The 16,634-nt window shown below is 70.9% G+C and carries 14 protein-coding genes and 1 tRNA gene; 6 read left to right on the top strand and 9 right to left on the bottom strand.

What is annotated here, in order from left to right; all coding sequences use genetic code 11:
• Positions 1–240: 240 nt before the first annotated feature.
• Positions 241–495, bottom strand: coding sequence for a cell division protein CrgA (gene crgA / locus VE614_RS05795; protein WP_324933066.1), 255 nt, complete (start codon positions 493–495; stop codon positions 241–243).
• A 141-nt stretch (positions 496–636) separates the two neighbouring features.
• Between crgA and VE614_RS05800 the strand changes: the two genes are divergently transcribed.
• The 5 genes from VE614_RS05800 (at position 637) to VE614_RS05820 (ending at position 4,134) form a co-directional block, all read left to right on the top strand.
• A complete protein-coding gene (locus tag VE614_RS05800; protein WP_324933069.1) occupies positions 637–1,416 on the top strand; it encodes a DUF881 domain-containing protein in 780 nt (259 codons plus the stop codon).
• Between the two features lie 70 nt (positions 1,417–1,486).
• Positions 1,487–1,684 carry a hypothetical protein gene (locus VE614_RS05805; RefSeq protein WP_324933270.1) on the top strand — a complete coding sequence of 66 codons (198 nt, stop codon included), beginning with the start codon at positions 1,487–1,489 and terminating at the stop codon, positions 1,682–1,684.
• Positions 1,681–2,319, top strand: a complete 639-nt coding sequence (locus VE614_RS05810) for an aminodeoxychorismate/anthranilate synthase component II (protein ID WP_043502438.1) — start codon at positions 1,681–1,683, stop codon at positions 2,317–2,319. The genes VE614_RS05805 and VE614_RS05810 overlap by 4 nt, the downstream gene beginning before the upstream one ends.
• On the top strand, positions 2,316–3,371 hold the full coding sequence (locus tag VE614_RS05815) for a class E sortase (protein WP_324933074.1): 1,056 nt from the start codon (positions 2,316–2,318) through the stop codon (positions 3,369–3,371). Before VE614_RS05810 ends, VE614_RS05815 begins: the two co-directional genes overlap by 4 nt.
• 13 nt (positions 3,372–3,384) lie before the next feature.
• Positions 3,385–4,134: a class E sortase gene (locus VE614_RS05820; RefSeq protein WP_324933077.1), complete on the top strand. Its 750-nt coding sequence runs from the start codon at positions 3,385–3,387 to the stop codon at positions 4,132–4,134.
• A 102-nt stretch (positions 4,135–4,236) separates the two neighbouring features.
• On the opposite strand, the gene pknB is transcribed toward VE614_RS05820, so the two are convergent.
• From pknB to VE614_RS05850, 6 genes are all read right to left on the bottom strand, one after another.
• Entirely contained in the window at positions 4,237–6,243 is a 2,007-nt protein-coding gene (gene pknB / locus VE614_RS05825; RefSeq protein WP_324933080.1) for a Stk1 family PASTA domain-containing Ser/Thr kinase, read from the bottom strand.
• Between the two features lie 168 nt (positions 6,244–6,411).
• Positions 6,412–7,884 (bottom strand): penicillin-binding protein 2, encoded by a 1,473-nt coding sequence (locus tag VE614_RS05830; protein ID WP_324933083.1) that lies wholly within the window; start codon positions 7,882–7,884, stop codon positions 6,412–6,414.
• A complete protein-coding gene (locus tag VE614_RS05835; protein WP_324933086.1) occupies positions 7,881–9,320 on the bottom strand; it encodes an FtsW/RodA/SpoVE family cell cycle protein in 1,440 nt (479 codons plus the stop codon). The genes VE614_RS05830 and VE614_RS05835 overlap by 4 nt, the downstream gene beginning before the upstream one ends.
• A gap of 27 nt (positions 9,321–9,347) precedes the next feature.
• Entirely contained in the window at positions 9,348–10,877 is a 1,530-nt protein-coding gene (locus VE614_RS05840; protein ID WP_414719530.1) for a Stp1/IreP family PP2C-type Ser/Thr phosphatase, read from the bottom strand.
• A 140-nt stretch (positions 10,878–11,017) separates the two neighbouring features.
• Positions 11,018–11,530: an FHA domain-containing protein FhaB/FipA gene (locus VE614_RS05845; protein ID WP_324933091.1), complete on the bottom strand. Its 513-nt coding sequence runs from the start codon at positions 11,528–11,530 to the stop codon at positions 11,018–11,020.
• A 10-nt stretch (positions 11,531–11,540) separates the two neighbouring features.
• Positions 11,541–12,392 (bottom strand): DUF3662 and FHA domain-containing protein, encoded by an 852-nt coding sequence (locus VE614_RS05850; RefSeq protein ID WP_324933094.1) that lies wholly within the window; start codon positions 12,390–12,392, stop codon positions 11,541–11,543.
• 471 nt (positions 12,393–12,863) lie between these two features.
• Between VE614_RS05850 and VE614_RS05855 the strand changes: the two genes are divergently transcribed.
• A tRNA-Leu gene (locus tag VE614_RS05855) sits at positions 12,864–12,947 on the top strand.
• Between the two features lie 196 nt (positions 12,948–13,143).
• On the opposite strand, the gene VE614_RS05860 is transcribed toward VE614_RS05855, so the two are convergent.
• Both VE614_RS05860 and VE614_RS05865 read right to left on the bottom strand, forming a co-directional pair.
• The gene (locus tag VE614_RS05860) at positions 13,144–15,567 is read right to left on the bottom strand and encodes an ABC transporter permease (RefSeq protein ID WP_324933097.1); all 2,424 of its coding nucleotides are present in this window, start codon (positions 15,565–15,567) and stop codon (positions 13,144–13,146) included.
• Complete coding sequence (locus VE614_RS05865) at positions 15,561–16,340, bottom strand: ABC transporter ATP-binding protein (protein WP_324933100.1); 780 nt, start codon at positions 16,338–16,340, stop codon at positions 15,561–15,563. Before VE614_RS05865 ends, VE614_RS05860 begins: the two co-directional genes overlap by 7 nt.
• Between the last annotated feature and the right edge of the window lie 294 nt (positions 16,341–16,634).

Below are 16,634 nucleotides of genomic sequence, written 5' to 3' on the forward strand. Positions count from 1 at the left end.
GCGTGTGCCCGATCTTGTGCATACGGTGCGGGAACAGCTGTGCCCCCTGTCACCGACCCGTGTTTCCGCAGGTCAGGCAGGGGGCGAACAGGCATTCGGATACCGGTACTTCCGTCACACCGGCGTCAACCCTCGATGAGTTATCCACAGATGGTCGTTCTTTTTCCCCACTGTGGAAAACGGCTGTGGATAACTCAGTGGATAGCCATGGGCAGAGCTGTGCTCACCGCCCGGCAGGCTCTACTTCCACTGGGTCGAGACACCGAATCCGGCGGCGATGAACCCGAAGCCCACGACGATGTTCCAGTTGCCGAGCGCGTCGATCGGCAGCGAACCGTCGGTCACATAGAAGACGACGATCCAGGCCAGACCGATGAGGAACATCGCGAGCATGACGGGCGCGACCCAGGTGCGGCTGGTCAGCTTGATGCTGGTCGCCTGCTTCGCCGGCGGCGGCGTGTAGTCGGCCTTCTTGCGGATACGTGACTTCGGCACGAGGGTCTCTCCTGTCGATGCGCTGCGTGGCCGCGCAGGGAACTGGGTCGGGCTCGGGGCGGCGTACAAGGGGACTCTTAGCGCTCCCCCGGGCGTCCGTTAGCGTAGTGCTTCCGTGGCGCCGAAGGAGATAAGGGTACGTTGAGCAATTCTGCCGACTCCCCTCAGCCGGGATCCAGTGCTGCCCGTGGGGGATCTTTCCGTCCCGTCCGGCTCCTCACGGCGGCCGTCTTCGCTCTCGCCGGTCTCCTTTTCTTCACCAGTTTCCATACGGCCAAGGGCACCGATATCCGTACGGATGCGTCCTTGCTGAAGCTTTCCGACCTCATTCAGGAGCGCAGCCGCAAGAACGGCGAACTGGACGAGTCCAACGCCGCCCTGCGCGAGCAGGTCGAATCCCTCGCCGAACGCGACGACGGCAGCACCAAGGCCGAGGACGAGAAACTGGCCGCCCTGGAGAAGCGCGCCGGCACGCAGAAGGTCACGGGCGAGGCCATCACCGTCACCCTGGACGACGCGCCGCCGAACGCCACCGCCAAACTCCCCGGCTATCCGGAGCCGCAGCCGGACTACCTGGTCATCCACCAGCAGGACCTCCAGGCCGTGGTGAACGCCCTGTGGCAGGGCGGCGCCGAGGGCATCAAGGTCATGGACCAGCGGCTGATCTCCACCAGCGCGGTGCGCTGCGTCGGCAACACCCTGATCCTCCAGGGCCGCGTCTACTCGCCGCCGTACAAGATCCAGGCGGTCGGCGACCCGGAGAAGCTGCAGAAGGCGCTCTCCGGGAGCCCGGCCATCCAGAACTACATGGTGTACGTCAACGTCTACGGCCTGGGCTGGAAAGTCGAGGAGAACGGGACGGTGACCCTGCCGGGCTACTCGGGCACAGTGGACCTGCACTACGCGAAGCCCGTGGAGTAGGCCCGGGACGAGCGGGTCCTGGAGGCAGGCGAACACGGGGCCCCGCGCCGTTAGTCTGGTGCCGTACGGCGTGAGTCTGGTGCCGTGGTGCGACGGAAGGGACGGCATGTACGGCTGGATCTGGCGGCATCTGCCGGGCAACGTGTGGGTGAAGGCGCTGATCTCACTGGTCCTGATCCTGGCCGTGGTCTACGTCCTCTTCCAGTACGTCTTCCCGTGGGCGGAACCGCTTCTTCCCTTCAACGATGTGACGGTGGACAACCAGTGAGCGCGCGCATTCTCGTCGTCGACAACTACGACAGCTTCGTCTTCAACCTGGTCCAGTACCTGTACCAGCTGGGCGCCGAGTGCGAGGTGCTCCGCAACGACGAGGTGTCGACCACCCATGCCCAGGACGGCTTCGACGGCGTGCTGCTGTCGCCCGGCCCCGGGGCCCCCGAACAGGCCGGGGTGTGCATCGACATGGTCCGCCACTGCGCGGCGACCGGCGTCCCCGTCTTCGGGGTCTGCCTGGGCATGCAGTCGATGCAGGTGGCGTACGGCGGAGTGGTCGACCGGGCGCCCGAGCTGCTGCACGGCAAGACCTCGCTGGTCGAGCACGAGGGCAAGGGCGTCTTCGCGGGCCTGCCCTCGCCGTTCACCGCGACCCGCTACCACTCCCTGGCCGCCGAGCCGCCGACCGTCCCGGCCGAGCTGGAGGTCACCGCGCGGACGCGGGACGGCATCATCATGGGCCTGCGCCACCGCGAACTGCCCGTCGAGGGCGTCCAGTTCCACCCCGAGTCGGTGCTCACCGAGCACGGGCACCGCATGCTGGCCAACTGGCTGGCGGAGTGCGGCGACCAGGGCGCGCCGGCCCGGTCCGAGGGGCTGGCCCCGGTGGTGGGCAGGGCCACGGCGTGACCGCACTGCGCCCCGAGCGCGAGAGCACCTCGTACGGGCAGCAGCCGTACGAGGGCTCCGGCACGCTCGGGGACGCAGACGCGCAGACGCGGTCCCAGGCGTCGTACGACGACACCACCCCGTACGAACCGCGCGCCGACGACGAGACCGTGGCGCTGCGCCGCGCCGAGCCGCCCGATGACTCCACTCCGGCCGGGCGAGCGCCCGCCGGAGCCGGTGCCGCCCCCGGCGGGCGAGCGGCCCGCAGAAGGGCCGCCAAGGGGCGTCACGGGCGCCGCCGCAAGGGCGCGGCGCCGCAGCCCCCCGCGCACGGCGAGGGCAGCGAGCCGAAGGCCCCGCTCTCCCGGGTCGAGGCCCGCCGCCTGGCGAAGGCACGCAAGCCCAGCCCCGGAGTGATCGCCAGCCGGGTGATCGGCGAGGTGTTCATCACCACGGGCGTGCTCATGCTGCTGTTCGTCACCTACCAGCTGTGGTGGACCAACATCCGGGCGCACGCCCAGGCCGGCAACGAGGCGAGCCAGCTCCAGGACGACTGGGCGAGCGGCAAGCGCAACCCCGGCACCTTCGAGCCCGGCCAGGGCTTCGCCCTGCTGCACATCCCCGAGCTGGACGTCGTCGTCCCGATCGCCGAGGGCATCAGCAGCAAGAAGGTGCTGGACCGGGGCATGGTCGGCCACTACGCCGAGGGCGCCCTGAAGACGCCCATGCCCAGCGCGAAGACCGGCAACTTCGGGCTCGCGGGCCACCGCAACACGCACGGCGAGCCGTTCCGGTACATCAACAGGCTCCAGCCGGGCGACCCGATCATCGTCGAGACGCAGGACACGTACTACGTCTACAAGACGGCGTCGATGCTCCCGGTGACCCCGCCGAGCAATGTGAGCGTGCTCGATCCCGTCCCGAAGGACTCGGGATTCACCGCCCCCGGCCGGTACATCACCCTGACGACCTGCACACCGGAGTTCACCAGCAAGTACCGGCTGATCGTCTGGGGCAAGATGGTCGAGGAACGGCCGCGCAGCAAGGGCAAGCCGGATGCGCTCGTCAGTTAAGGGCAGATGATTCGTGGCAGCGACCACCGACGACACCGAAGAGCACACCGCGGCACCCGGGACCGCGCCCACGCCCCGGCGCCGCCCCGGCAGGATCGCGACGGCGGTCGGTGTCCTCGGCGAACTCCTCATCACGGCGGGCCTGGTCCTCGGCCTGTTCGTCGTCTACTCGCTGTGGTGGACGAACGTCCTCGCCGACCGCGAGGCGGACCGTGAGGGCGACAAGGTCCGCGACACCTGGGCCCACGACGGCAGCGGCGGGCCCGGCGCGCTGGACACCAAGGACGGCATCGGCTTCCTGCACGTGCCGGACATGAACAAGGACGAGATCCTGGTCAAGAAGGGCACCTCGACCAAGATCCTCAACCACGGCGTCGCCGGCTACTACACCGACCCGGTCAAGGCGACCCTGCCGACCAGCGGCAAGAACGGCAACTTCGCCGTCGCCGCCCACCGCGACGGGCACGGGGCCGAGTTCCACAACATCCACAAGCTGAAGAAGGGTGACCCGATCGTCTTCGAGACGAAGGACACCTGGTACGTCTACACGGTCTACGCCACCCTCCCCGAGACCTCGAAGTACAACGTCAAGGTCCTCGACGCCGTCCCCGAGGAGTCGGGCCGCAAGAAGGCCGGCAAGTACATCACCCTGACCACCTGCACCCCGATCTACACCAGCCGGTACCGGTACATCGTCTGGGGCGAGCTGGAGCGGGTGGAGAAGGTGGACGAGGAGCGGACCCCGCCGAAGGAACTGCGCTGACGCGGGGGTCACCTCGCGACACGGGAGTCACCTCGCCCCACACGGGAGAGTCCCGGCAGCCCGCGCGGGCTGCCGGGACTCTCCCGTGACAGGAGCGGGGCGTCAGTCGCCGTCGCCGCCTCCGAAGAGGCCGCCTCCGCCGTTGCCGTTGCCTCCGCCGTTGCCGTTGCCTCCGCCGAAGCCCACGGTCATCAGCGTGATCGTCGTCTGGCCCGGGTTGTCGACCTCGTTGCCGCCGTCCGGGTCCTGGTCGATCACCAGCGCGGTGTCGCTCTGGTCGCTGCCGCCCGCGAACTGGATGCTGGTGAACCCGGCCGCGGCCAGCTCCTGCTTCGCCTGTCCCACCGTCTTGTTGCGGACGTCCGGGACCTTGGTCTTCTGCTGCTGGAGCTTGCCGATCTTGATGGTCACCGTCGAGCCCGGGTCGACCGCGGTGCCGGCCGTCGGGGTGGTCTCGATGACCTTGCCCTCCTGGTTCGGGTCCGTGGTCGGGACGTCGGTGCAGTTGCCGACCAGTCCGTTGGCCTGCAACTGGGCCTTCGCCTCGTCACAGGAACCGGAGACCGGCGGGACCGTCGCCTGTTCCTTCTCCTTGGCGATGATCAGCGTGATCGTGGAGCCCTTCTCGACCTCCTGGCCGGAGACCGGGTCCTGGTCGAGGACGGTGCCGGGCTCCTCCGGGGACTCCTTGGTCTCCGTCTCGACCTTGAAGCCGTACTTGTCGTCCTCCAGCCGCGCCTTGGCGTCCTCCAGGCTGTCGCCGATCACGCTGGGCACGGCGACCTTGGGCGCGCCGGTGGAGATGACCAGGTTGACCGTGGAGTCCTTCTCGACCTCGGCGTCCTGCGGCAGGCTCTGCTCGCAGACGTTGCCCTTCGGCTGCTCCTCGCAGGGTTTCTCCTCGAAGGTCAGCCGAAGATCGGAGTTGACGGCCCGCTTCTCCGCGTCGGCCTTGCTCAGGCCGACGAACTGGGGCACCGCCACCTTGTCGTTGCCCACGCCCCCGCCGCTGAACGCGAACTTGCCGATGAGGATCGCGCCGACGAGGACCAGGACCGCCGCGACGACCAGCAGGACCGTCGAGGTGCTGGACTTCTTCTGGCGGCGCCGGTCGGGGCGGTCGTCGTAGCCGTAGCCGCCGTCGTCCGGGCTCATCGGGGGCAGCATCGAGGTGGCGCCGCCGTCGGTGGAGCGCAGGGCCGTCGTCGGCTGCTCGTCGGGGTAGCCGCCGTAGCCCACGGAGCCCATCGCGGCGGTGGCCGCGACGGGGGCGCCGTCGAGGCACGCCTCGATGTCGGCGCGCATCTCGTCGGCCGACTGGTAGCGGTAGTTCGGGTCCTTGACCAGGGCCTTCAGTACGATCGCGTCCATCTCGGGCGTGATCTCGGGATCGAAGACCGACGGCGGCTGGGCCTCCTCCCGCACGTGCTGATAGGCGACGGCGACGGGGGAGTCTCCGACGAACGGCGGGCGCACCGTCAGCAGCTCGTAGAGCAGGCAGCCGGTGGAGTACAGGTCCGACCGCGCGTCGACCTGCTCGCCCTTGGCCTGCTCCGGGGAGAGGTACTGGGCGGTGCCGATCACGGCCGCGGTCTGCGTCATGGTCATCCCGGCGTCGCCCATGGCGCGGGCGATGCCGAAGTCCATCACCTTGACCTGGCCGTTGCGGGTCAGCATGACGTTCGCCGGCTTGATGTCGCGGTGGACGATGCCGTTGCGGTGGGCGTACTCCAGGCCCTGGAGGATGCCGATGGTCATCTCCATGGCGCGCTCCGGCAGCAGCTTGCGGCCGGAGTGCAGCAGTTCCCGGAGCGTGGAGCCGTCGACGTACTCCATGACGATGTACGGGATCGAGACCCCGTCGATGTAGTCCTCGCCCGTGTCGTAGACCGCGACGATCGCGGGATGGTTGAGCGAGGCGGCCGACTGGGCCTCCCGGCGGAACCGGGCCTGGAAGGACGGGTCGCGCGCGAGGTCCGCGCGCAGCGTCTTCACCGCCACCTGGCGTCCGAGCCGGGTGTCATGCGCGTGGTAAACCTCCGCCATGCCACCACGGCCGAGCACCGGGCCCAGCTCGTACCGGCCGCCGAGGCGACGCGGCTCTTCCATAGCTTCCTACCAGCCCTCTCCGTCGGTCCCGACCGCGCACTCGTGCGGTCGGAGGTGCCGTCCGGGCCCTACCGTACCCGGCTCGCTTTGTGTGACCTGGCCAAGCCCGTCACCCGATACAGGACCGGTATCGCAACGTGCACCGATGTGAAGGGGACGTGAGCGGGGTCACTTCCGGTTGCCGATGACGGCCTCCATCACGCTCTTGGCGATGGGGGCCGCGAGACCGCCGCCGGAGATGTCACCGCGGTCGGCGTCCTCGTCCTCGACCACCACGGCGACGGCGACCGGGGAGCTGCCGTCGCTGAGCTTGGCGTAGGAGATGAACCAGGCGTACGGCTTCTCGCTGTTGTCCACGCCGTGCTGGGCGGTACCGGTCTTGCCGCCGACCTTGACGCCGTCGATCTTCGCGGTGCCGCCGGTGCCCTCCTCGACGACGGTCTCCATCATCGACTGGAGTTTCTGCGCGTTCTCCTCCGACAGCGGCCGGCTCAGCTCCTCCGGGTCCGTCTGCTCGATGGTGTCGAGGTTGGGCGCCTGGAGCTTGTCGACCATGTACGGCTTCATCAGGGAGCCGTCGTTGGCGACCGCCGAGGCGACCATGGCCATCTGCAGCGGGGTCGCGGCGGTGTTGAACTGGCCGATGGAGGACAGCGCGACCTCGGAGGGCGCCATGTCCTCGGAGAACACCGAGGCGTTGGCGCGCACCGGGGTGAACTGCTCGGAGGTGAAGCCGAAGTCCTTGGCCTTCTCCAGCATCTTGTCGTTGCCGATCTCGGAGCCGACCTTGCCGAAGACGGTGTTGCAGGACCACTGGAGCGCGACCCGCAGGGTGGCGTTCTTGCAGGGGTGGTTGCCGTCGTTCTTCAGCGGGGTGGTGGTGCCGGTCATGATCCACGGCAGCGGGGTGTCGGTCGGCTCGTCCGGGTCCGGGTACTTGCCGTACTCCAGCGCGGCGGCGGCGGTGACGACCTTGAACGTGGAACCCGGCGGGTAGGTCTCGCGCAGGGCCCGGTTCAGCATCGGGTCGTCGGGGTTGTTCTTCTTCTGGAGCTTGTTCCAGGCCTTCTGGTCGTCGTCGGAGTAGCCGGCGATCGTCGACGGGTCGTACGACGGGTACGAGGCCAGCGCCAGGATCTTCCCGGTGGACGGCTCGATCGCGGCGACGGCGCCCTTGCCGCGCTCCTTCAGCCCCTCGTACGCGGCCTTCTGGGCGGCGGCGTTGAGGGTGGTGACCACGTTGCCGCCCTCCCTCTTCTCACCCGTGAGCATGTCGAGGGTGTTGCGGAAGAAGAGCCGGTCGTCGTTGCCGGTGAGGATGCCGTCCTCCAGGTTCTCCAGCTGGTTGGTGCCGAAGGCCTGGGAGGCGTAGCCGGTGACGGGCGCCCACATGGGGCCGTCCTTGTAGGTGCGGACGTACTCGAAGTCGCCGCGCTCGGCCTTCTTGGAGCCGGTGATGGCCTTGCCGTCGACGATGATGTCGCCGCGCGGGGTGGCGTAGCGCTCGATGGCCACCCGGCGGTTGTCGGTGTCCGATGCCAGCTCGTCCGCGCGGACGTACTGGAGCCAGTTGTCACGGATCAGCAGGGTCAGCATGAGCAGCCCGCAGAAGATCGCGATCCGTCGCAGGGGCTTGTTCACGGGCGGACCACCTGGGTCATCTCGGCGTCGGGGTTGGGGGCGGGGGACGGGGCCGGGCGGCGCGCGGTGTCGCTGATCCGCAGCAGGATGCCGATCAGCGCCCAGTTGGCCAGCACGGACGAACCGCCGTACGCGAGGAACGGCATCGTCATACCGGTCAGCGGGATGAGGCCCATCACGCCGCCGGCCACCACGAAGACCTGGAGCGCGAAGGCGCCGGACAGGCCGATGGCGAGCAGCTTGCCGAACGGGTCGCGGGCGGCGAGGGCGGTGCGCACACCGCGCTCCACGATCAAGGCGTAGATCAGCAGGATCGCCATCACGCCGGCCAGGCCCAGCTCCTCGCCGAAGGTGGCGAGGATGAAGTCGGAGTTGGCGGCGAAGCGGATCAGCTCGGAGTGGCCCTGGCCCCAGCCGGTGCCGAGCGTGCCGCCGGAGCCGAACGCCCACAGGGCCTGCATGGCCTGCTCGGAGTGGCCGACGACACCCTGCCGGGAGAGCATGTACTCGCCCATCGGGTCCAGCCAGGCGTCCACCCGCTGCTGGATGTGCGGCTCGAAGCTCGCCACGCCGACGGCGCCGACCGCGGACATCAGCAGACCGAAGACGATCCAGCTGGTCCGCTCGGTGGCGACGTACAGCATGATGACGAACATTCCGAAGAACAGCAGCGAGGTGCCGAGGTCGGTCTCGAAGACCAGGATGAGGATCGAGATCGCCCAGACGACCACGATCGGCCCGAGGTCGCGGCCGCGCGGCAGGTACAGGCCCATGAAGCGGCGGCTGGCGAGCGCCAGGGCGTCCCGCTTCACCATCAGGTAGCCGGCGAAGAAGACGGCAAGGACGATCTTGGCGAACTCACCGGGCTGGAGGGTGCCCAGGCCGGGGATGCGGATCCAGATCTTCGCGCCGAAGACGTCGGTGCCCAGACCCGGCACCAGCGGCAGGACGAGCAGCACCAGCGCCACGAACATCGAGATGTACGTGTAGCGCTGGAGGACGCGGTGGTCCTTCAGGAAGATCAGCACCACGATGAACAGGGCGATGCCCAGCGCGGTGTACAGCAACTGCCGGGGCGCGGCCGTGACGAAGGTGGGCAGCGACTGCAGCAGCTTCGACTGGTCCAGCCGCCAGATCGCGACCAGTCCCAGCCCGTTGAGCAGGGTGGCCAGCGGCAGCAGCAGCGGATCCGCGTACGGCGCGAACTTCCGTACGACGAGATGGGCGATACCGGCCAGCAGGCCGAGGCCCAGGCCGTAGCTCAGCAGACCGGACGGCACCTGCTCGTTGATCGCGAGGCCCACATTGGCGTACGCGAAGACCGGGATGACCACCGCGAAGACCAGCAGGGCCAGCTCGGTGTTGCGGCGGCTCGGCGTACCGATGGAGCCGATCGTGGACGTGTGGTGCGTCGACGTGTTGGTAGTACTGCTCATCGTGTGACAGGGCCTCTCACGGCTTGCCTACTGCTTACCGCACAGCGAGACGACCTTCTGCTCTTCCTCCGAGAGGCTGGGGCCGGGGCTGGGAGTGGCGGTCGGGGTCGCGGACGCGGACGGGTTCGGGGACACCGAGGGGCTCGGCGATGCCTTGGACGTGACGGAGATGCGGGTGGTTCCCGTGGTGCCGCCGGCCTCGCCCTCGCCGGTGCGCGCGTTGTTCTCGCGCTCGGCGGCGCGCCGCTCCACCTGCTTGCGGCACGCGGAGGCCTGCACGGCCAGCTCGTCGATCTTCGCCCGGGCGTTCTTCAGGCTGCCCTCGGTGATCGTCCCCTCGACCAGCTTCCGCTGGTAGGGAGGCAGGTACTTGAGTTCGATCTCCGGGTGGTCCTTCTCCACCTCGGACAGCGACACCCAGGCCAGGTCCTGGCTGATGCCGCGGTACAGGGCGACGTGCTCTCCGTTGGCGCCCACGTAGTACTGGGTCTGGGTCCAGCGGTAGCCGCCGTAGAGGCCACCGCCGACCACGGCCAGCGCCAGGACGCCGTAGAAGGACCGCCTGAGCCACCTGCGGCCCTTGCGGGGTTTGACGAAGTCGTCCTCGTCGTAGGCGCCGAAGCCGTCGGCCGGGATGAAACCGGTGGTGTCACCGGAACCGGGCGGGCCGAACTCGCCGCCGCCGCCCTGGCCGGGCACCTGGCGGCCGAGGCCGGAGGCGCGGCCGGCGGGGGTCTGCATGATCCCGTTGTCGGACAGCTGGTGCTGGTTCTCGGCGACCGCGCCGACCACCACCGGGGTGTCGGACAGCTGCCCGGCGAGGGTGTCGCCGGTGTCCAGGTCGAGGACGTCCGCGACGATCACCGTGATGTTGTCGGGGCCGCCGCCGCGCAGCGCGAGCTGGATCAGCTCCTGCACGGTCTCCTGCGGTCCCTGGTAGCTGGCGAGGGTGTCCTCCATCGTCTGGTGGGAGACGACCCCGGACAGCCCGTCGGAGCAGATCAGATAGCGGTCGCCGGCCCGGACCTCGCGGATCGACAGGTCGGGCTCCACGTGGTCGCCGCTGCCCAGCGCGCGCATCAGCAGGGAGCGCTGCGGGTGGGTGGTGGCCTCTTCCTCGGTGATCCGGCCCTCGTCGACCAGCCGCTGCACCCAGGTGTGGTCCTGGGTGATCTGGGTGAGGACGCCGTCGCGCAGCAGGTAGGCGCGCGAGTCGCCGACGTGCACCAGGCCGAGCCGCTGGCCGGTCCACAGCAGGGCGGTGAGCGTGGTGCCCATGCCCTCCAGGGACGGGTCCTCCTCGACCATCTGCCGCAGCTGGTCGTTGGCCCGCTGCACGGCCGCGCCGAGCGAGGTGAGCACGTCGGAGCCGGGGATGTCGTCGTCGAGGGCGACGATGGTGGAGATCGCCTCGGAGGAGGCGACCTCGCCGGCGGCGGCGCCGCCCATGCCGTCGGCGATGGCGAGCAGCCGGGGGCCCGCGTAACCCGAGTCCTCGTTGCCCTCGCGGATCATGCCCTTGTGCGATCCGGCGGCGAAGCGCAGTGACAGACTCATGCGCACCTCGCCCGTCGGCTCCGGGTACAGCCGATCGTGTCGAGCCACACTGCCCACCCTCCGGTCGGGAGCGCGCCGGGGCCCCGGGTGTGGACCGCCGCTGCGTGCTCGCTCCGCTCGCGCTCATTCATGACGTAGCACTACTTCCGCAGCTCGATGACGGTCTTGCCGATGCGGATCGGCGCACCCAGCGGGATCGGCGTCGGAGTCGTGAGGCGGGACCGGTCCAGGTACGTGCCGTTGGTGGACCCGAGGTCCTCGACGATCCACTGGCCGTCCCGGTCCGGGTAGATCCTGGCGTGCCGGCTGGAGGCGTAGTCGTCGTCCAGCACGATGGTGCTGTCGTGCGCCCGGCCCAGCGTGATGGTCTGGCCCTGGAGCGCGACGGTGGTGCCCGTGAGGGTGCCCTCGGTCACGACCAGCTTGGTGGGAGCGTTGCGGCGGGCGCGGCCGCCCGCGGGCTGCTGGCGCTGCTGCGGCGGCGCCTGGCGTGCTGCGGTCTGCTGCGGCCGGCCGGCGTCCCGCCGGGATCCGCGCTGGGTGACGCGCGTACCGAACAGGTCGCTGCGGATGACCTGCACGGCCACGATCACGAACAGCCACAGTACGGCCAGGAAACCCAGCCGCATGACCGTGAGGGTCAGCTCTGACATTGCCCCCGGATCACCCTTCGGCTTGCCTATAGATAACGGTGGTGCTGCCCACGACGATCCGCGAGCCGTCGCGGAGCGTAGCGCGGGTGGTGTGCTGCCCGTCCACCACGATGCCGTTGGTGGACCCGAGATCCTGGATCGTCGAGGGCGTTCCGGTCCGGATCTCGCAGTGCCGGCGGCTCACGCCGGGGTCGTCGATCCGCACGTCGGCATCGGTGCTGCGGCCCAGCACCAGCGTCGCGCGGGAGATCTGATGGCGGCTGCCGTTGATCTCGATCCAGTAGCGGGTGCGTCCGCCGGCCGCCGGCGCGGCGGGAGGACGCGGGCCGGCCGCGGCCGGCGGATAGCCGTAGCCGCCGGGGCGGGCCCCGGGCGGCGGGGCGGCAGGCATGGGGGGCGCGCCCGCGGGGGCGGCCGGGGGGTAGCCGTAGCCGCCGGGGCGGCCGGCGGGCGGGGCGGCGGACGCGGGGGGCTGCTGCTGGCTGCTGGAGGAGGCGAGCGTGCGGCTGCGCACCCGGTACAGGCCCGTGTCGAGGTCGTCGGCCTTCTCCAGGTGGACCTTGATCGGGCCCATGAAGGTGTAGCGCTGCTGCTTGGCGTAGTCGCGGACCATGCCGGCCAGTTCGTCGCCGAGCTGCCCCGAGTAGGGGCTCAGCCGCTCGAAGTCGGGGGTGCTCAGCTCGACGATGAAGTCGTTGGGGACGACGGTGCGGTCGCGGTTCCAGATGGTGGCGTTGTTGTCGCACTCGCGCTGGAGCGCTCCCGCGATCTCCACGGGCTGCACCTCGGACTTGAAGACCTTGGCGAAGGTGCCGTTGACCAGACCTTCGAGACGCTGCTCGAAACGCTTCAGGACTCCCATGGGGCACCTCCTCCGTCGTTGCCGTCCTGCGTACTGCCGTGCGTGCTGTCGTGCCTGCTGTTCTGTCTACTGCCCTGTGTACGGCCGTGCGTGCTGCCGTGTGTACTGCTTACCCGGTACTGCTTACTGATCGTATCCACGCGCCCGTGAATCGGCTGGTTCCCCCTGTCAGCCCGGTCGACGGGTGTCGAACGCGTGCCGACGCCTGCGAGGTTCCCTGCCGGGCCCCTTCGAGCTCCTGCCAAGGATCGTAGAGGCGGCTGCAAACAAGTGTCCCGCACCGGGCTGTGGACTCGGTCCGGCTCCTGGGCAGACGGGCGGGACCGGTACGAGGTTGATACGTGACGGCAACGGCCCGGGGCCGGAGGGGGCGGGGAGAACGGATGTGAATCCACCCCGGACAGCGTGCTAATGTTCTGCGTGTCGGAAGGCGCCGCGCCGAAAGGAACGGAGCCGGAGGACACACCCAATGCGCGGGTGGCGGAATAGGCAGACGCGCTGGATTCAGGTTCCAGTGCCCGCAAGGGCGTGGGGGTTCAACTCCCCCCTCGCGCACAGCTGGAAGCCCCGCAGGTCTCGGACCTGCGGGACTTTCGCGTGTTCGGGACTGTGTCTCGGTGTGTGACTGATGTCTCAGTCCTGGGGGATGGGCAAGGGGCGGTGGCGCGGGGTCGGGTGGGTCCCCCTGATCCCGCCCAGGGACTGTGGGCCCCGCAGGTCTGGGCCTGCGGGCTTTCGTCTGTGGCTGGTTTCAGGCCCTTCGGCGCAGGGTCAGTGCGGCGGACGTCACGGAGGCGGTCACCGCGAGGGCCGCGCAGGCGGCGAGGATCGCGCCGAGGGCCGGCCAGGGGAGCCGGACGGGGGCCGGGACCTCCAGCAGCGCGAGGGCGCCGCGCATGCCGAGCAGATTCAGCAGGGCGACCAGCAGGCCCAGCAGCCCACCGACGGCCACCACCGCCAGGGCCTCGGCCGCGACCAGGCGCAGGGTCTGCGCGCGGGTCGCCCCGGCCAGCCGGAGCGCGGCCAGTTCGGGGGCGCGGTCGGAGGTGGCCATGATCACCGTGTTGACCAGGGCGAGGGTGGTGCAGAGCAGGGCGATGCCGAGGACCAGGTGGAGACCGTGGCGGGTGGTACGGCTGGACTCGGGGTGGGTGGCGCGGATCCACTCGTCCGTGGTGCGGACCTCGGCGGACGGACCCGCCGCCGCGCGCAGGGCGGTGGCCGCGGTGGTGGGGTCGGTGTCCGCGGTGAGGCGTACGTCGGCCCGGTCCGGGCGGGCGCCCGGGGCGTTGGCCGGGGTGACGTAGACGCCGTTGTCGCCGGTGCCGGTGCGCAGGACCGCGGCGACGCGCAGGAAGCGCCGGGTGCCGTCGCCGAGCCAGACGCCGACCCGGTCGCCCACGCGGTGCCGTTCCCACTCCTCGTTGACGATGATCGAGCCGTCGTCGAGGTCGGTGACGCGTCCGGCGGCCAGCGGCAGGCGGCTGGTCGCGGCGAGGGCGTCCGGGACGGCCGCGCGGGCCTCGGACCTGATCAGGGCCACGCCCTCCTCCAAGGCGTACACGGCGCTCGGCGAGGTCGCCGAGACGGTGGTGCCGGGGATCGTGCGGAGTCGGCGCAGGGTCGCCGGGTCGAGCGCGGTGTCCCCGCGCGGGGTGACGACGAAGTGGGCGGCGGTCTGCGCGCGCGTCTCCGCGGACTTCGCCGCCCGCACGGTCGCGGTCGCGCCGAGGAGAGAACCGGCGAGGCCGACGGTGACGAGGACGGGGGCCGCGACGGCGGCGGTACGGCGCACTCCCGCGGCGGCGTTCTCCCGCACCAGCAGCGCGGTCACCCCGGGCAGCCGGACCAGCAGCCGGAACAGCGGGGGAAGCAGGGCCGGAGCGAGCAGCGCGACCGCGGTGATCAGCAGCATGGGGCGGGTGACATAGGTCTTGCGGTGCAGCAGTTCCCCCGGGTCGCCGGCCAGGGCGAGGACCAGGGTGACGGCCGCGGTCAGCAGCAGGGCGGCGCCGCACAGCAGTCGGCCCGGGGTGCGCGTCCCGGCGTCCACGGACGCCTCGCGCAGCGCCCGCGTCGGAGCGGTGCGGCCCGCCCGCCAGGACGCGGCGGCCACCCCGAGCAGCGCGACCAGCGGACCGGTCCAGAAGGCCAGGTGGTACGGCCAGGTGCGGGTGCCGATCTCGAACCAGGCCGGGGCGAGACCGGCGTCGACCACCCAGGAGGCGAGGTGCGGGGCGCCCCGGCCGCCGAGCGCGCAGCCGGTGGCCGCGGCGAGCAGCCCGACGAGCAGCGCCTCCGAGGCCACCATGCGGCGCAGCTGACCGGGTGTCGCGCCCGCGGTGCGCAGCAGGCCGAACTCGCGGCGGCGCTGGGCCACCGTGAAGGCGAACGTCGACGCCACCACGAACACCGACACGAACGCGGTGACCCCGCCCGCCGTGCCGAACAGGGCGTTCATCGCGGTGCGGGCCTCGGCGTCGCGGTCCGGGTCCGGGTCGGCGACGCGGCGGGCGTCGCCGGTGAGGACCTGGACACCGGGGGCGTCCGCGACGGCCGCGCGGACCGCGGCCGGGGCGGCGTCCACGACGAACCGGGCGGGCGCGGCCGGGGCGAGGGCGGCGGCGCGGGCGTCGGTGACGAAGAGGGCCGCTTCGCGCAGGGCGGTGGCGGGTTCGGCGGTGCCGACGACGTGCAGGGTGCCGTGATCGGTGCGCAGGCGGTCGCCGGGGCGGGCGCGGGGGCTGGTGGCGACGACCTCGTGGGGCGCCTCGGGGGCGCGGCCCGCGGTCAGTCGGTACGGGGTGAACGCGGCGATCGACCAGGGGTGGCCGGTCAGCCGGGTCCCGTCCGCCGCCCGTACGGGGAAGGTGCGGTCCGCGACGACTCGGCCGAGGCCCCTCAGGCGGGCGACGGCCTCTTCGGGGACCGGGCGGGGGTGGGCGAGCTGGTGGACGCGGTCGCCGACGGGGGTGGGGACGCGCAAGGTGTCCTGGCCCTGGACGACGACCGGAGCCGCGGCGAACCGCTCCGGCGCGCGGCCTGGGGCTTCCAGGGAGGAGGCGAGGGCCAGGCCCGTCACGGTGAGCACGGCGACGCCCAGGGCGAGGGCGACGAAGCCGCCCGCGAAGGTGACCCAGCGGGCGCGGAGGGTGCGCAGGGCGGTGATCAGCACGGCTGGGTCTCCCGGGCGGCCGGGGCGTGCGGGGCGGTGACGGATTCCAGGGTGGTCAGGTGCGCGGCGACGGTGTCGGCGGTGGCGCCGGTCAGTTCGCCGTGGACGCGGCCGTCGACCAGGAAGACCACGCGGTCGGCGTGGGCGGCGGCCACCGGGTCGTGGGTGACCATGACGGTCGTCCGGCCGTCCCGGTCGACCATGTCGCGCAGCAGCCCCAGCACCTGACGGCCGGTCAGCGAGTCCAGGGCGCCGGTGGGTTCGTCCGCGAACAGCACGTCGGGGCGGGTGATCAGGGCGCGGGCGAGGGCGACGCGCTGCTGCTGGCCGCCGGAGAGCCGGTCGGGCCGGTGCCGGACGCGCTCGCCGAGCCCGACCCGGTCCAGCGCCTCGCGCACCCGCGCCCTGGGGACGCGCCGGCCGGCCAGGCGCAGCGGCAGCGCGACGTTCTGCTCGGCGGTGAGCGAGGGCAGCAGGTTGTAGGCCTGGAAGACGAAACCGATCCGCTCCCGGCGCAGCAGGGTCAGCCGCCGCTCGCTCAGGCTCGTCAGCTCCGTGCCGCCGAGCCTCACCGATCCGGAGGTGGGACGGTCCAGGCCCGCGGCGCACTGGAGCAGGGTCGACTTGCCGGAGCCGGAGGGGCCCATGACGGCGGTGAAGGTGCCCTCGGGGAAGGCGAGGGAGACGTCGTCGAGCGCGGTGACGGCGTGGTCGCCGGTGCCATGCCTTCTGGTGACGGCGTGCAGCCGGACGGCGGCGGCGGTCTGGGTCATGGGGTCCCCCGTGGTGTCGGTGTTCTGTGTTCCGGTGTTCCGGTGTTCCGGTGATTCGGTGTCCGGCGATCCGGTGATTCGGTGTTCCGGTGATTCGGCGATCCGGCGATTCGGTGATCCGGCACCGGTTGAACGGATGTCGGTTGACCGGGTGCCGGTGATCTCGTGAGGGCTCCACGAAATCGCGCGGGGGCCGCCGGGCGCAGTGCGGCAGGGACGAGAAAGGGGGTAGGGCCGGCCATACCCCCGGAAGACCTCTGGCCGTATGGAGACGGGGCGGACGCGGCTTCTACG

It is taken from the genome of Streptomyces sp., from assembly GCF_035645055.1.
Lineage (GTDB): Bacteria > Actinomycetota > Actinomycetes > Streptomycetales > Streptomycetaceae > Streptomyces.

Excerpts from the sequence above, each read along its gene's own strand:
- VE614_RS05840 (WP_414719530.1), bottom strand. The coding sequence starts at position 10,877 with ATGAGTCTGTCACTGCGCTTCGCCGCCGGATCGCACAAGGGCATGATC.
- VE614_RS05850 (WP_324933094.1), bottom strand. The coding sequence starts at position 12,392 with ATGGGAGTCCTGAAGCGTTTCGAGCAGCGTCTCGAAGGTCTGGTCAAC.
- VE614_RS05835 (WP_324933086.1), bottom strand. The coding sequence starts at position 9,320 with ATGAGCAGTACTACCAACACGTCGACGCACCACACGTCCACGATCGGC.
- VE614_RS05865 (WP_324933100.1), bottom strand. The coding sequence starts at position 16,340 with ATGACCCAGACCGCCGCCGCCGTCCGGCTGCACGCCGTCACCAGAAGG.
- pknB (WP_324933080.1), bottom strand. The coding sequence starts at position 6,243 with ATGGAAGAGCCGCGTCGCCTCGGCGGCCGGTACGAGCTGGGCCCGGTG.
- VE614_RS05845 (WP_324933091.1), bottom strand. The coding sequence starts at position 11,530 with ATGTCAGAGCTGACCCTCACGGTCATGCGGCTGGGTTTCCTGGCCGTA.